The sequence below is a fragment of the Streptomyces sp. NPDC046909 genome (assembly GCF_040644695.1).
Taxonomy (GTDB): domain Bacteria; phylum Actinomycetota; class Actinomycetes; order Streptomycetales; family Streptomycetaceae; genus Streptomyces.
On the sequence record NZ_JBEYXC010000018.1, the window covers coordinates 40,913 to 55,425 of the forward strand.

Annotated in this window: 14 protein-coding genes; 6 read left to right on the plus strand and 8 right to left on the minus strand. The window is 71.7% G+C overall.

The features are described from left to right. Window positions 1–27 precede the first annotated feature (27 nt). The 5 genes from ABZ928_RS42120 to ABZ928_RS42140 all read right to left on the minus strand — a co-directional run bounded on the left by ABZ928_RS42120 (window position 28) and on the right by ABZ928_RS42140 (window position 5,604). Entirely contained in the window at window positions 28–936 is a 909-nt protein-coding gene (locus tag ABZ928_RS42120) for an SGNH/GDSL hydrolase family protein (RefSeq protein ID WP_361531348.1), read from the minus strand. Next, complete coding sequence (locus ABZ928_RS42125) at window positions 933–2,063, minus strand: glycosyltransferase (RefSeq protein WP_361531351.1); 1,131 nt, start codon at window positions 2,061–2,063, stop codon at window positions 933–935. The genes ABZ928_RS42120 and ABZ928_RS42125 overlap by 4 nt, the downstream gene beginning before the upstream one ends. Window positions 2,064–2,200: 137 nt before the next feature. Further along, window positions 2,201–3,334, minus strand: a complete 1,134-nt coding sequence (locus ABZ928_RS42130) for a glycosyltransferase family 1 protein (protein WP_361531354.1) — start codon at window positions 3,332–3,334, stop codon at window positions 2,201–2,203. Between the two features lie 158 nt (window positions 3,335–3,492). Next, window positions 3,493–4,911 carry a HEAT repeat domain-containing protein gene (locus tag ABZ928_RS42135; RefSeq protein ID WP_361531357.1) on the minus strand — a complete coding sequence of 473 codons (1,419 nt, stop codon included), beginning with the start codon at window positions 4,909–4,911 and terminating at the stop codon, window positions 3,493–3,495. Window positions 4,912–5,211: 300 nt separating this feature from the next. Continuing rightward, a complete protein-coding gene (locus tag ABZ928_RS42140) occupies window positions 5,212–5,604 on the minus strand; it encodes an ankyrin repeat domain-containing protein (protein WP_361531360.1) in 393 nt (130 codons plus the stop codon). Between the two features lie 260 nt (window positions 5,605–5,864). Here ABZ928_RS42140 and ABZ928_RS42145 point away from each other — a divergent pair, with 260 nt between their 5' ends. Then, window positions 5,865–6,059, plus strand: coding sequence for a hypothetical protein (locus ABZ928_RS42145; RefSeq protein WP_059196315.1), 195 nt, complete (start codon window positions 5,865–5,867; stop codon window positions 6,057–6,059). A 52-nt stretch (window positions 6,060–6,111) separates the two neighbouring features. Further along, window positions 6,112–7,674, plus strand: a complete 1,563-nt coding sequence (locus ABZ928_RS42150; protein WP_361531363.1) for an ABC transporter ATP-binding protein — start codon at window positions 6,112–6,114, stop codon at window positions 7,672–7,674. A gap of 74 nt (window positions 7,675–7,748) precedes the next feature. Here the strand turns inward: ABZ928_RS42150 and ABZ928_RS42155 are convergent, their stop codons facing one another. Continuing rightward, window positions 7,749–9,248: a PLP-dependent aminotransferase family protein gene (locus ABZ928_RS42155; protein WP_361531366.1), complete on the minus strand. Its 1,500-nt coding sequence runs from the start codon at window positions 9,246–9,248 to the stop codon at window positions 7,749–7,751. Window positions 9,249–9,347: 99 nt separating this feature from the next. Between ABZ928_RS42155 and ABZ928_RS42160 the strand changes: the two genes are divergently transcribed. The 4 genes from ABZ928_RS42160 (at window position 9,348) to ABZ928_RS42175 (ending at window position 12,785) form a co-directional block, all read left to right on the plus strand. Next, a complete protein-coding gene (locus ABZ928_RS42160) occupies window positions 9,348–10,001 on the plus strand; it encodes a hypothetical protein (RefSeq protein ID WP_361531369.1) in 654 nt (217 codons plus the stop codon). Continuing rightward, the gene (locus ABZ928_RS42165; protein ID WP_361531372.1) at window positions 9,998–10,765 is read left to right on the plus strand and encodes a glycerophosphodiester phosphodiesterase; all 768 of its coding nucleotides are present in this window, start codon (window positions 9,998–10,000) and stop codon (window positions 10,763–10,765) included. Before ABZ928_RS42160 ends, ABZ928_RS42165 begins: the two co-directional genes overlap by 4 nt. A 55-nt stretch (window positions 10,766–10,820) precedes the next feature. Continuing rightward, window positions 10,821–12,155: an MFS transporter gene (locus tag ABZ928_RS42170; protein WP_361531375.1), complete on the plus strand. Its 1,335-nt coding sequence runs from the start codon at window positions 10,821–10,823 to the stop codon at window positions 12,153–12,155. 255 nt (window positions 12,156–12,410) lie between these two features. Further along, window positions 12,411–12,785, plus strand: coding sequence for an RNA polymerase-binding protein RbpA (locus ABZ928_RS42175; protein ID WP_010046329.1), 375 nt, complete (start codon window positions 12,411–12,413; stop codon window positions 12,783–12,785). 106 nt (window positions 12,786–12,891) lie between these two features. On the opposite strand, the gene fxsA is transcribed toward ABZ928_RS42175, so the two are convergent. Together fxsA and ABZ928_RS42185 are read right to left on the minus strand one after the other, a co-directional pair. Then, window positions 12,892–13,458 carry an FxsA family membrane protein gene (gene fxsA / locus ABZ928_RS42180; RefSeq protein WP_361531378.1) on the minus strand — a complete coding sequence of 189 codons (567 nt, stop codon included), beginning with the start codon at window positions 13,456–13,458 and terminating at the stop codon, window positions 12,892–12,894. Window positions 13,459–13,536: 78 nt separating this feature from the next. Beyond that, entirely contained in the window at window positions 13,537–14,331 is a 795-nt protein-coding gene (locus ABZ928_RS42185; RefSeq protein WP_361531381.1) for a polyprenol monophosphomannose synthase, read from the minus strand. Between the last annotated feature and the right edge of the window lie 182 nt (window positions 14,332–14,513).

Sequence of the window (14,513 nt, forward strand, 5' to 3'; positions counted from 1 at the left end):
CCCCCACGCACCCGCAGACAAAGACGGTTACGCCGCCTCAGTCACCGACAGAGCAGACAAGGCCGCCGAAACCGAAGCAGCCGCCCGCAGATCAAGCCCCGCACTGGTCCCCCGAGCCCGATGCCGCATCTCATCCACCGCGAGCCGAATCAACTGCGGCAACAGATCCGTACACCGCCGAGCCACCCACCCCGTCCCCGCCGTGGCCAACCACCACAGACTCGCCGACTTGGTGGGCACCGGAAACTCAGGCTCGGGCGAGGGCGCGACCCCGTGGGCGAGCCCCGCCTCCGCCAGCAACGCGTGAAACCGCACCGCCAGCTGCCGATGCCCCCGCTCACCCGGATGCAACCGGTCCGCGCTCCACATGCCCCGGTCCATGAGCCAGGCCCCCTCGGCGGCATGCAGATGCACGGCCCCGTACCGCTCGGACAGCGCGTGCACGACCGTGTTCACCGCCCGCTGCCGCCGAGCCAGCGGCCGCGCCAACGCCCCCGGCAGCCCGAGCATCGCCCCGGGATCCGGCAGACAGGCCGTGAGCAGCACCGCCCCCTGCGCAGCGAACGCCGAGTACACGGCGTCGAGCCGCGAGGCCACCGCATGGATGTCGAAGGTGCAGCGAAGGGTGTCATTCACACCGACCACGACGGACACGACATCCGGCCGCAGCGCGAGCCCGGCCGGCAACTGCCGCTCCAGCACATCCCGCGTCTGCGCCCCGCTCACCGCGAGATTGGTGAACTCCACGGACCCTTCCGGCCCGTCACCACCCCTGTCACCACGGCCGACATCACCTCCGCCTCCACCCCAGTCTCCAGCCCCGCCACCAAGCCCCCCGGCAAGCAGCGCGGCCCACCCCCGCCACCCCTCCCCGACGGGATCCCCGACGCCCTCGGTCAGCGAGTCACCGAGGGCGACGAACCGAACGGGTCTCATCGGACGCCCCCGGGAACGGAGACCGGCGCGTCGTGGGCGGCGAGGAACGCCTCCACCGCCGTACGCCATCCGAAGCACTCGGCACGCGCGCGTGCGGCGTCCCGGCGTTCGCCCGAGGGCCGCTCCAGCAGCATCTCCACGGCATCCGCGAAGGCGACCCCGTGATCCGCCGCGACCGCCCCGGCGGATCCGATCACCTCGGGCAGCGCCGAGGAGGCGCTCGCCACCACCGGTGTCCCGCAGGCCATCGCCTCCAGCGCGGCCAGCCCGAACGTTTCAGCAGGCCCCGGGGCCAGGCACACGTCGGCGGAGGCCTGGAGCGCCCCGAGCAGCCCGCGGTCGGAGACATGTCCGAGGAAGACGACGGGCAGTCCGCGCGCCCGCTGCTCCAGCCGGGCCCGCAGCGGACCGTCCCCGGCCACCACCAGCACCGCCCGCCGCCCCCGCCGTACGAGCTCCTCCAGGGCGTCCACCGCCGTACCGGGCCGCTTCTCCACGGAGAGCCGGGTGCACGTGACGAGCAGCGTCTCGTCCACGCGCGCGTACCGGGCACGCAAACCCGGGTCGGCCAGCGCGGGGTGCCGCTCGACCAGATCGACGCCCAGCGGCGCCCGTACGACGTTGCGCGCCCCGATCCGCACGAACTCGCGCTCGGCGAACTCGGTGGTGCACACCACGCGCGCGTACGTGTGTGCCGTACGGACGTTGAGGGCGTCGGCGGCTCTGCGAGCGGCGCCCTCCGGGACGCCCCAGGTGCGCAGCACACCGTCGGCCGTCTCGTGGGACACCATCACGGCCGGCACCCGGGCCCGCCGCGCCCACCTGCCGGTCCACCTGAGCGTCGTACGGTCGGAGACCTCCAGCCGGTCGGGGGCCAGCTGTTCCAGGAGCCGGGCCACCCGCCGTTTGTCGGCGAGCACGCGGTACCCGCCGGTGCCGGGCAGGAGCGGGCCGGGCAGGGTGATCACGCGGCCCTGCTCGGTCTCGACATCCGTCACGCGCTCGCCCGGGACGACGAGCACCGGTTCGTGCCCGGCCGCCTTGAAGCCCTTGCCCAGCTCGCGCAGCGCCGTGCGCAGGCCGCCTGAAGCGGGCGCGACGAAGTTCGCCAGCCGGACTATGCGCAACGGGGTCGCGCCTCCACCGCCCTGCTTCCGCGACGGGGTCGCGGCTTCACCGCCCTCCGTCCGCGACGGCCTCACGGCTTCACCGCCCTCAACGCGCAACGGCGACACATCGCCCCCGCCCCCTACCCGCAGCCCGCTCACACCGCCACCGCCGTCCGCCGCCCGGCGAGCACGCTCGCGTAGTGGCCGATCAGCTGGTCGCCGACGGCCGCCCAGGTGCGGCCCTCGACCATCACGCGCGCGGCGGTGCCGTACGCGCTCCGCAGTGCGGGGTCGGCGGCCAGGGCCCAGACGGCGTCCCGTACGGCGGCCGCGTCGCGCGGCGGGACCAGCAAGCCGGTGTGCCCGTGGGCGACCAGGTCCAGCGGGCCGCCGGCGGCGGGCGCGACGACGGGCACCCCGCTGGCCATGGCCTCCTGCACGGTCTGGCAGAACGTCTCGAAGGGGCCGGTGTGCGCGAAGACGTCCAAGGAGGCGAAGATCCGGGCGAGTTCGTCGCCGGTACGGCGGCCCAGGAAGACCGCGCCCGGCAGGGACTCCGCCAGCTGGGGCCGGCTCGGTCCGTCGCCGACCACCACGACGCGGACGCCCTCCAGGCCGCACGCTCCGGCGAGGAGTTCGACCTGCTTCTCGGGGGCGAGGCGTCCGACGTAGCCGACGATCAGCTCGCCGTTCGGGGCGAGTTCACGGCGGAGCGCCTCGTCGCGCAGCGCGGGGCGGAAGCGGGCCGTGTCCACGCCGCGCGCCCACAGCTTCACGCGCGGGACGCCGTGGGACTCCAGGTCGTGCAGGGCGGCGCTGGACGGGGCGAGGGTGAGGTCGGCGGCGGCGTGGACGGAGCGGATCCGGCGCCACGCGGCCGCCTCGCCCGCGTGCACATAGGTACGGGCGTAGCCCGCGAGGTCGGTCTGGTAGACGGCCACGGCGGGGATGCCGAGCCGGGCGGCGGCGGCCATGCCGCGGACGCCGAGGACGAAGGGGCTGGCCAGGTGGACGATGTCGGCGCGGTGTTCGGTGATGGCCGCAGCGACACGCCGGCTGGGGAGGGCGACCCGGACCTCGGGGTAGCCCGGAAGCGGTAGAGAGGGGACTCGGACGACAGGGCACGGCGCGAGGGAGTCGGCCCCCGGCCCGGTACCGGCCGCGGTGGCCGGCGCGACGACGAGCGGAGAGTGACCGCGATCTACGAGGTGCCGGGCGGTCTGGAGCGCGCAGTGGGCCACGCCGTTCACATCGGGGGGAAAGGATTCGGTCACGATGACGACACGCATAGGGGTGTTGTCGCCGTGCTGGACGTGCTCGCGTCAAAGTGGATCTTTCCGCAGAGGGAACGTCCCATGAGCGTTCCACCCCGCACCCGCGCAGGTCAGGCCGTGTCCATGCGCGCCTGACCCGCGGGTCACCCCGAGTTCACCCTGGGGGCATGCCTTCACATGGTGGTCGCATCCGGTCCGATGCGGCTGCGGACGGCTGTCTGGACTTCCGCTTCCTCGGCCGGATCGGCGGCGAGGCGTCGGAGTTGCTCCACGACCCGGGCGTCGCCGGTCTCGGCGTGCCGGGCGGCGATCTCGCGGGTGGTCTCCTCGCAGTCCCAGAGGCATTCGACGGCGAAGCCGGTGGGGTAGGAGGGGTCGGTGGCGGCGAGGGCGCGGGCGGCCCGGCCGCGGAGATGGGACGAGGCCGTCTCCCGGTAGATGTGGCGGAGCACGGGGGCGGCGCAGGCGATGCCGAGCCGTCCGGTGCCGTCGACGAGGGTCCACAGGGTCGGTGCGTCCGGCCCCTCGCCCCGTACGGCCTCGCGCAGGGCGGCGAGGACGAGGTCCTTGTCCTCGGCTCCTCCGCGGCAGGCGAGCATCCGTCCGGCGGCGGCACCCAGCGGGTCGGGCCGGTGGACCCAGCCGCGGGCGCGGTCCACGGCGGCGATACTGCGCATACGTTCGAAGGCGTCGACGGCGGCCTCCACGACCGGCGTCGATCCGGTGATCACAGCCGCCTCGATCAGATCGAGGGCGTCGGGATCATTGCCGTCGGCGAGGTAGCGCAACGCCGTGCAGCGGGCGCCCTCGGTGCCGTCCTTGGCGGCGGCGACGATCTCGGCCCGGTCCTCGGGTCCGGCGACGGCCATGAGGCAGCGGGCGGCGGGCACATGGAGCGCGGCGCCGCGTTCGACGCCCTGCTCGGCCCACTCGAAGACCGCCCGCACGCTCCACCCCGGACGGGGCCCGGTAGGTCGCATCTGGCGTTGCCAGCGGTCGAAACAGCCGGCCTCCTGAGCGGCACGCACGCGTGTGGCGATGGATTCGCGCGGATCCTCGGCCCACAGCCGCCAGGGCCGTGGTTCGAAGGCGTCGCGCACGGTGGCGGCCAGTTCGGCCTCGCCCTCGGCGTCGGTGGCGAAGCGGGCCAGCACGGGCGCGGCCAGGGCGCGCAGCCCGGCGTCGTCGTCCCTGAGGGCCAGCTCGTCCAGGGCCCAGGCCCAGTTGGTGCCCGAGGCGGCGTACCTGCGCAGCAGTTCGAGCGCGTCCCGCCTGCCGTAGGAGGCGAGGTGCCCGAGGACCGCCAGGGCGAGCCCGGTGCGTGACTCCTCGTCGTCGAAGTGGTCCTCGACGTCGAAGAGGTGGGCCTCGATCTCGTCCAGCTCGCCGTTCAGGTCGAGGTAGAGACGGGCGTAGTAGAGGGAGCGGTTCTCCACCTGCCAGTCGTGGCGGGGATCCCGCAGCACACAGTGGTTCAGGGCCGCGAGCGCTTCGGCGCGCGGGGCGGTGAGCGCGTGCAGTGTGCCGTCGCCGCGACCCCTCTGCAGGAGGCCGAGCAGCGTACCGCTGGGCGCTATGACCGGTTCGAACATGGGAAACAGCCTCACATCAAGCGTCGACGCAACCGGGATCTTGCATTACCTGGCCGCGTGACAACACGTCGGGGCGCCCGCCGTTTCCTGCTTGCTGTAGACCATTTTCCTCTGCCTCTCGTCGGTGGCCCATGCGGACCGCATCACGGCCCGCGCGGTGCGGCAACACCTGCCCAGCCATCGCGTCCGTGAATCACGACGTCATGATGACTCGGCACTTACATCTGCCGCGACCGAAATTTCGGCGGCCCTGTACCGCCTCCCCCGTTATCTGTGTTTTAGCTGGTCAGAGTGTTCGACTCAGTGTGCGCCGAACAATTCGAGCAGTTCCGTCTTGGCGAACATCCGAGCCGTGTCGACCGCCGACGGGGTCCCCGCGGCCGGATCGGCACCGCTCTCCAGAAGCGCCTTGATGACATCCGTCTCGCCCTTGAAGACCGCCCCCGCGAGCGGGGTCTGGCCTCGGTCGTTGACCCGGTCCGCCTCGGCGCCCCGGGCGAGCAGCGCGCGCACCGCGTCGGCGTGGCCGTGGTACGCGGCGAGCATCACGAGCGAGTCACCGCGGTCGTTGGTGAGGTTGGCCGGAACACCCGCGTCGACGTACGCCACGAGCGCCTCGGTCTGCCCCTGCCGGGCCAGATCGAAGATCTTGGTCGCCAGCTCCACGACCTCGGGGTCGGGGGCTTCAGTCATCGGCCGGACCACCTCTCCTACATCCGTTCAGGTGAATCGCCAGGGTACTGGCTCGCGCGGCACATGACCCGAAGTGCCGGAGGTAAAGATCACCACTGACCCGGTCGGACGCAAGTCCCCTGCTCATCCGGCCTCAATCGACTCAGCCACCTGGGCGAAATCCTCCGAAATTCACCCGGTTGCACCTTTTATCGTATGGATACATCCTGTGAGCCTGGAAGTACTCATGGTGACTGTCCCCGCGAACCAGGAGATCCCAAATGATCCTGTCCATCTCAGGCGTGGTCCTGCTCGGCATCATCGTCTTCCTCTTCTTCCGCAAGGACGGCCTCAAGGCGTCCCACGCCTTCGTCGCCGCCCTCTTCGGGTTCTACCTGGCGAGCACGGCCATCGCCCCGAGCATCAGAGCCGGCGGCGAGAGCCTCGCGAGCCTCCTCGGCGGAATCAAGTTCTGACGCCGCCCCACGCGGCGTCCCTCCCGTCCGTACGCACCATCAGGAGACAGCAGTGGCCCGGCGCCCCCTCCCCCGCATCCTGAGCACAGGCAGCGCGCAGATCGCCCGGAGCCGGGAGCTGGCCCGGACGGCGGCCGACAGCGCCACCGACGTCCTCCACCCGCTGATCACGATCACACGCGGTCTGCGCCGGCTGGCCTCGGCCGGGCGGCGCAAGTGGGCCGACACCCCCAAGGACAAGCGCGGGCCGCTGCTTTTCCTGGTGGCGTCAGTGGTCCTGGTCGTGGCACTCGTGCCGTACGGTCCGCTGCTCGCCGTCATCACCCTGATGGCGGCGGCAGCCTGGCAGGGCCGGGACCGCACCCCGCCGGCCCCGGAAGGCCCCGACGAATCGCAGACCCAGCGACTGCGATCCCTCTACGAGGCCCTCGTGCCGTACTTCTCGGCCGCCGAGGACCCGGCTCCCCTCTACGCCCACGGCGGCGAATGGGAGAAGGCGTTCCCCGAGTACGAGTTCGACGGGACGGGCCGCATCACCCAGCTGCTGATCCGCTACCCCGCGTACTTCACGGACGGCGAGGCCGACTCACGCGCGCGTATCGAGCAGCTGCTGCACGCCAAGTCGGGCCGCGGCCGCGAGTACCGCTTCGCCTGGGACGAGGAGGGCAACCAGCTCTCCGTCACCGTCCTGCCGCCGCTGCCCACCGACATCGCCGCCCAGCGCTTCGTCACCTCCCCCGGCGAGACGGTCCTCGGCTTCACCGACCCCACCGAGGTCCAGCGCACCCTCCCGCTCACCTACGGCGAGGAGCAGCGCGACGTACCCCCGGTCGTCTGGCGCACCGGCATCCGCTCCACCGAACCCCACCTGCTGGTCATGGGCCAGCCGGGCAGCGGCACCTCGACCCTCCTGCGCTCCATCGCCCTCCAGGCCCTCCTGTACGGCGATGTCGTCATCGTCGAGGGCGGCGGCACCGGCGAGTACGCGTGCCTCACCGGCCGCGACGGGGTCCTCGCGGTCGAGTGCGGGCTCACCGGCGCGCTGGCCAGCCTGGAGTGGGCCGCCACGGAGACCGAACGGCGCCTGATCGCCATGAACCGGGCCCGCCAGGCCGGCCACCAGCCCCCCGACGACACCAAGCGCCCGCTCTGGATCCTCCTCGACCGCCCGAGCGCGTTCACCCACCTGGCCGCCGCCGACGGCCACCGTGACCCGCAGTCCCTGCTCCAGGTCCCGCTGCGGCACGGGCGTGCGGCGAACGTCACGGTGGTGGTGGCCGATCAGTTCGACTGCGCGGACGCGTTGAGCGATGCCGTACGGCAGCACACGCGCGCGCGTGTCGTGCTGGGACCGGCTACGGCCGGGCAGCTGGAGGCGGTTCTGGGGGCTCCTCCGCGGACGACTTTGATCTCCGATGCCGCGCCGGGCCGGGGTTACGCCCGCCTGGGCACCGGGCCGGTACATCGTCTTCAGGTCCCGTCCACGCCCGATCCGTACGATGACGCGACGAGTGATGCGGATCGGCAGGCGGTGCTGGCTCTGCTACCGCCGCGGAGCACCCCAGCCGACGCGGAAACGGTTCCTGTCGAAGCCGTAGTCGCCGAAGCGCCGTAGGCAGTCATGCGAGTGCGGGTGCGTGGGGGCTGATCGCGCAGTTCCCCACGCCCCTTAGGCGAATCCAGTCACCGTCATGCCACAAAGGTGCGCGGCGACTCCCCTCCCCCCGACGCTCCGCTCTCCACCAGCTGGGCCGCCGTGGCCAGTCGCACCGCCGCCTCCTCTGCCACCGCTCCCCCCACTGTGAATGGCAGCCGCACGTATCCCTCGAAGGCCCCGTCGACCCCGAACCTGGGCCCCGACGGCACCCGCACGCCGACCCGCTCCCCCACCTCCGCCAGGCGCGACCCGGACAAGCCCCCGGCCCGTACCCACAACGTCAGTCCGCCCCGGGGCACCTCGAACTCCCACGTCGGCAGCTCCCGCCGCACCGCGGCGACCAAGGCGTCCCGGTTCTCCCGTGCCTGTCCGCGCCGCACGTCCACCGCCTGCTCCCAACCGCCCGTGCTGAAGAGCCAGTTCACCGCCAGCTGTTCCACCACAGGCGTGCCCAGATCGGCGTAGGCCCGTGCGGCGACCAGGCTGCGGATGACGTCCGGTGCGGCGCGGACCCAGCCGATCCGCATGCCCGCCCAGAACGCCTTGCTGGCGGAACCGACGGTGATCACCGTGGAGCCGGCGGGGTCGAAGCCGCACACCGGGCGCGGCATCTCGACACCCTCGTCGAGCCACAGCTCGCTCATCGTCTCGTCGGCGACCAGCACCGTCCCCGCCGACCGCGCCGCGTCCACCAACTGCCGCCGCTGGTCGTCGTCGGCGAGCGCACCGGTCGGGTTGTGGAAGTCGGCGACGATATAGGCGATGCGCGGCGCCGCGTCCCGCAGTACCTGCCGCCAGCGGTCCATGTCCCAGCCGCTGAGCCCCTCGGCCATCGCGACGGGCACGAGCCGGGCGCCCGCCTCGCGCATGAGCTGGAGGATGTTGGCGTACGACGGTGACTCGACGGCGATGCGTTCGCCGCGGCCCCCGAAGAGATGGCAGATGGCGTCGATGGCGCCCATCGCGCCGGTCGTCACCATGATCTGCTCGGGCATGGTCGGGATCCCGCGCGCGGTGTACCGCTCGGCGATCATCGAGCGCAGCGCGGGCAGCCCGGCCGGGTAGTCGCCGTGGGTGTGGGCGTACGGCGGCAGCTCCTCCAGGGCGCCCTGGACGGCACGGGTCAGCCATGGCTCGGGAGCGGGGAGGGCTGCGCAGCCCAGGTCGATCATGGAGCCGAGCGCCTCGGGGGGCAGCGGCTCCAGGCCACGGGCCGGGAGGGGGTTGCCGGCCGGGACCGCGGTCCAGCTGCCGGCGCCGCGCCGCGACTCCAGGAAACCCTCGGCGCGCAGGGCCTCGTAGGCCGCCGCCACCGTCGTACGGCTGACGGACAGGGACAGGGCCAGTTCGCGTTCGGCGGGGAGCCGGGCGGCCACCGGGACACGGCCTTCGAGGACCAGGAGGCGTACGCCGTCGGCGAGCGCCCGGTAGGCGGGCGGGCGGCGCGTGCCGGGGCCCGCCGGACGGTCCTGCTGGGAGTTGAGCAGCCGGGCGAGCTGCGCCGCTCCCACCGCCGAGGTCCACTGCGCCATGTAAATCAGTCCACCTTCCCCGAATTGGCCATGGATGATGTCTCCACCCACGCCACAGGGTGTCATGCACCAGGCCACCACGACCACAGGGGGCATCACTTGTCCGCAAAGAGCCGGCTCGGGCGCCGGCTGATCCAGCTGTACGTCGGTCTCGCGCTGTACGGAGCGAGTTCCGCACTGCTCGTCGAGGCGGGCCTGGGCCTGGAGCCCTGGAACGTGCTGCACCAGGGCCTCGCCGAGCTGACTGGCCTGACGATCGGCGTCGTGTCGATCATCGTGGGCGCGGCGGTGCTCCTGCTGTGGATTCCGCTGCGCCAGCGGCCGGGGCTCGGGACCGTCTCCAATGTCTTCGTGGTCGGCATCGCAATGGACGGCACGTTGGCCGCGGTTCCCGAGGCGCGCACGTTGGCCGTGCAGATCCCCCTCATGCTGGCCGGCATCGTGCTCAACGGTGTGGCCACCGGCCTCTACATCGCCGCCCGCTTCGGACCGGGGCCACGCGACGGTCTGATGACCGGGCTGCACAAGCGCACGGGGCGTTCGATCCGGCTGATGCGGACGGCCGTCGAGATCGCGGTCGTCGTGACGGGCTTCGCGCTCGGCGGCACCATCGGCGTCGGCACGCTCCTCTACGCGCTGTCCATCGGCCCGCTCGCCCAGCTCTTCCTGCGGGTGTTCGACGTCCCGTCGGCATCGGACGGCAGCACGGTCGTTGCCACCGGGCAACCCCGACGGGCCATACTGCCTCGGTGAGCACCCGGATACGCCATCCCTACCTCGATCACCCCGGCCCGATCGCGTTCGCCCACCGGGGCGGGGCGGCCGACGGTCTGGAGAACACCCTTCTCCAGTTCCGGCAGGCGATCGAGACGGGCTATCGGTACCTGGAGACCGACGTCCACGCGACGGCCGACGGGAAGCTGGTCGCCTTCCACGACACCACCCTGGACCGGGTCACCGACGGGGCGGGCCGGATCTCCGACCTGCCCTGGTCCGACGTGAGGCACGCGCGCGTGGCGGGCAAGGAGCCGGTGCCGCTCTTCGAGGAGCTCCTGGAGACGTTTCCCGAGGCCCGGTGGAACGTCGACATCAAGGCCGAGCCGGCCCTCCATCCGCTCCTGGAGCTGATCGAGCGCACGAACACCTGGGACCGGATCTGCGTCGGCTCCTTCTCCGAGGCCCGGGTCGTCCGCGCCCAGCGGCTGGCGGGACCCCGCCTGGCCACCTCGTACGGCACCCGAGGCGTCCTCAATCTGCGGCTGCGCTCCTGGGGCGTCCCCGCCGCGCTGCGCCGCTCGGCGGTCGCCGCCCAGGTGCCCGAGGCTCAGAACGGCATCCAGGTCGTCGACCACCGCTTCGTGCGCACCGCCCACGCGCACGGGCTCCAGGTGCACGTGTGGACGATCAACGAACCCGAGCGCATGCACCGGCTCCTGGACCTAGGAGTCGATGGCATCATGACCGATCACATCGACACGTTGCGCAAGGTCATGGAGGACCGGGGCGTCTGGGTCTGACCGACCTTCCGCACCCCTGGGCCGCCCTCCGCGCGCGGGATCGGCAAGGGGCGGGATGGGCGCGGACACCATGGTGGCGGAGGCCACCGAGCGACGGCGCGAGCAGCGCGGCTGGTACTTCTACGACTGGGCGTGCTCGGTCTATTCGACGAGCGTGCTCACCGTGTTCCTCGGCCCCTATCTGACCTCGGTCGCCGAGGACGCCGCCGACGCGGACGGCTATGTCCATCCCCTGGGCATCCCGGTGCGGGCCGGTTCCTTCTTCGCCTACTCGGTGTCCCTGTCCGTGATCGCGGCCGTGCTGGTGATGCCCCTGGTGGGCGCGGCGGCCGACCGCAGCGGCCGCAAGAAGCCGCTCCTGGCGGCGGCCGCCTACACGGGGGCCATGGCGACGACGGGCCTGTTCTTCCTCGACGGCCATCGCTATCTGCTCGGCGGCGCCCTGCTGATCGTGGCCAACGCGGCGATGTCCGTCGGGATGATGCTCTACAACTCGTATCTGCCGCAGATCGCCGGGCCGGAGGAACGCGACGCGGTCTCCTCCCGGGGCTGGGCCTTCGGCTATGCGGCGGGCTCACTGGTGCTGGTGGTGAACCTCGTCCTCTACACCGCCCATGACTCCTTCGGCCTCTCGGAGGGCATGGCCGTCAGGATCTGTCTGGCGTCGGCGGGGCTGTGGTGGGGCGCCTTCACCCTCGTACCGCTCCGAAGGCTGCACGACCGCCGGACGCCGCAGAAGGAAGCGACCGCGCCCGGCTTCCGGCAGCTCGCGGCGACGATCCGGGACATGCGCCGCCACCCGCTCACGCTCTCCTTCCTCCTGGCGTACCTCGTCTACAACGACGGCATCCAGACCGTGATCTCCCAGGCCTCCGTCTACGGCTCCGAGGAACTCGGCCTCGGCCAGTCGACCCTCATCGGCGCCGTCCTGCTGGTCCAGGTGCTCGCGGTGGCGGGCGCCCTGGGCATGGGCCGACTGGCCCGCGTGTACGGCGCGAAGCGCACGATCCTCGGTTCGCTGGTGGCGTGGACGCTGACGCTGGCGGCCGGATACTTCCTGCCGGCCGGGGCACCGGTCTGGTTCTTCGTGCTCGCCGCCGGGATCGGCCTGGTCCTCGGCGGCAGCCAGGCCTTGTCTCGCTCCCTGTTCTCCCATCTCGTCCCGCCCGGCAAGGAGGCCGAGTACTTCTCGGCGTACGAGATGAGCGACCGCGGTATGAGCTGGCTGGGCCCGCTTCTGTTCGGGATCACCTACCAGCTGACCGGAAGTTATCGGGACGCGATCATCTCGCTGGTCGCCTTCTTCGTGCTGGGGTTCGTGCTGCTCGCCCGGGTGCCGGTGCGGCGGGCGATCGGCGACGCGGGGAATCCCGTTCCGCAGAAGATTTAGCGTTCGACGCGAAAGGGCGGTAGTGTACGCGTTTGGCCTGCCTGGCGTACCGTTACTGCGCGTCAAAGATGCCGAAACGCTGGGTGACATCTGCTAGCAGATGTGACAAACCGGGCGCCGGTGGGTACAACAAGGGGCGGCTACGACGGCGACGCATGACCCGGAACGGGAATCTTTACCGCCGACCGGACGTTGACCGGATGACGACGACAGCGACACCTGTCCTGTGGGCGACAAGCCCGGGAGGCACGATTCATGAGTGAGCGAGCTCTTCGCGGCACGCGCCTCGTGGTGACCAGCTACGAGACGGACCGCGGCATCGACCTGGCCCCGCGCCAGGCCGTGGAGTACGCATGCGAGAAGGGACATCGCTTTGAGATGCCCTTCTCGGTCGAGGCGGAGATCCCGCCGGAGTGGGAGTGCAAGGTCTGCGGGGCCCAGGCACTCCTCGTTGACGGCGACGGCCCTGAGGAAAAGAAGGCCAAGCCCGCGCGTACGCATTGGGACATGCTGATGGAACGGCGCACCCGCGAGGAACTCGAAGAGGTCCTCGAGGAGCGCCTGGCCGTTCTGCGCTCGGGGGCGATGAACATCGCGATCCACCCGCGGGACAGCCGCAAGTCTGCGTAACCCCTCCACGGGTTGGGCGGAACACAACACGAGAACGAGACCGCGGGCGCCGTACTTCAGGTACGGCGCCCGCGGTCTCGTGCGTTCGGCGCGGGCCGAGCGGAACTCAGCCCATCAGCGGAGGACGCGGCTCCTGGGGCGTGTCCCCGGGCTCGTCCCGGATGACCTCGCCCTGGACGACCTTGCCGTCCGGGCGGTGCATACGGGCCTGCTGGAAGGCGTCGCCCAGGGTGCCGGGGGCGGCCTCGCGGAGCTTGCGCTCGAAGGTGCGCTCCGCGCGGCGGCCGATGGCCTTCTGGACCGGCGGGATCAGCAGGAGCAGGCCCACCGCGTCCGAGATCAGGCCGGGGAGCATGAGGAGCAGGCCGCCCAGCATCAGCAGGCCGTTGCCACCACCACTGCCACTGCCACTGGCCGGGGCCGTGCCGCGCTGAAGTGTCTGGTTCAGGTTCTGGAAGGCCCGTCGGCCGGCTCGCTTGATGACCACCGCGCCGAGCACGATCCCGGCGAGCAGCAGCAGGAACACCACGAATCCGCTCGTGGCACCCGCCACCACGGTCAGCAGCCAGATCTCCAGCACCAGCCACGCCGCGATCCCCAGCGGCAGGAAGGTCCGCAGCCGGGAGCGCGGGGGCCGGGCGGGGTAGGTCGGGGTCGGAGCGCCAGTCGTCATGCGTCCAGTGTGCCTGGGCACGGCTCAGGTCGGGATAAGGAGACGATCAGCGGTGCCTGTGCGGCCGTACGACCGCTGTCAGGTCTTCGTGCCGCGGCCGAGCACCTTGCCGACGCGCTCGCCGACGCCCCAGGTGGTGACCCGCCACAGGGCCTCCACGAGGATGTCGCGGCTCATCTTGGAGTCGCCGTGCTCGCGCTCGACGAAGGTGATGGGGACCTCGACGACGTGGTAGCCGGCCTTGATCGCGCGGCGGGCCAGGTCGACCTGGAAGCAGTAGCCCTGGGAGGCGACCTCGGTGAGCCCGAGCCCTTCCAGGGTCTCGCGGCGGAAGGCGCGGTAGCCGCCGGTGACGTCGCGGATGGGGACGTCGAGCAGGACGCGCGAGTAGAGGCTGCCGCCGCGGGAGATGAACTCGCGGGACTTGGGCCAGTTCACGACCCGGCCGCCGGGCACCCAGCGGGAGCCGAGGACCAGGTCGGCCCCCTTGAGGGCGGTGAGCAGCCGGGGCAGTTCCTCGGGTTGGTGGGAGCCGTCGGCGTCCATCTCGATCAGGACGCCGTAGCCGTGCTCCAGGCCCCAGGCGAAGCCCGCGAGGTAGGCGGCACCGAGGCCCTCCTTGCCCTTGCGGTGCAGGACCTGGACCTGGTCGTCGCCGGCGGCGAGTTCGTCGGCGAGCTTCCCGGTGCCGTCGGGGCTGTTGTCGTCGGCGACGAGGACGTGCGCGTCGGGGACGGCCTTGCGCACCCGGCCGACGATGGACTTGATGTTCTCCGACTCGTTGTAGGTCGGGATGATCACCAAGGCCGTGCCGAGCGGGCCGAACTGCCTCCCCTGGCTGTGTGCCGCGAGGGTCCCGTCGCCGTCGTTCACTGCTGCCCCTTCAGTCCGTACGCAGGCGTCCACCATAGTGGGCGCCGCCTGCACCGACGTGACAGGACGTTCGTATGGTGGTGTCGTTTTAACAAGAGCGGGGTAAGAACACCCTTTTCGGCAGCTGTGCGTACTGCGGATGGGGGCCCGGCACCCTTCGGGCCGACCTGGGACCCGCTGGC

Excerpts from the sequence above, each read along its gene's own strand:
- ABZ928_RS42120 (WP_361531348.1), bottom strand. The coding sequence starts at position 936 with ATGAGACCCGTTCGGTTCGTCGCCCTCGGTGACTCGCTGACCGAGGGC.
- ABZ928_RS42130 (WP_361531354.1), bottom strand. The coding sequence starts at position 3,334 with ATGCGTGTCGTCATCGTGACCGAATCCTTTCCCCCCGATGTGAACGGC.
- ABZ928_RS42135 (WP_361531357.1), bottom strand. The coding sequence starts at position 4,911 with ATGTTCGAACCGGTCATAGCGCCCAGCGGTACGCTGCTCGGCCTCCTG.
- ABZ928_RS42140 (WP_361531360.1), bottom strand. The coding sequence starts at position 5,604 with ATGACTGAAGCCCCCGACCCCGAGGTCGTGGAGCTGGCGACCAAGATC.
- ABZ928_RS42145 (WP_059196315.1), top strand. The coding sequence starts at position 5,865 with ATGATCCTGTCCATCTCAGGCGTGGTCCTGCTCGGCATCATCGTCTTC.
- ABZ928_RS42155 (WP_361531366.1), bottom strand. The coding sequence starts at position 9,248 with ATGGCGCAGTGGACCTCGGCGGTGGGAGCGGCGCAGCTCGCCCGGCTG.
- ABZ928_RS42170 (WP_361531375.1), top strand. The coding sequence starts at position 10,821 with ATGGGCGCGGACACCATGGTGGCGGAGGCCACCGAGCGACGGCGCGAG.
- ABZ928_RS42175 (WP_010046329.1), top strand. The coding sequence starts at position 12,411 with ATGAGTGAGCGAGCTCTTCGCGGCACGCGCCTCGTGGTGACCAGCTAC.
- fxsA (WP_361531378.1), bottom strand. The coding sequence starts at position 13,458 with ATGACGACTGGCGCTCCGACCCCGACCTACCCCGCCCGGCCCCCGCGC.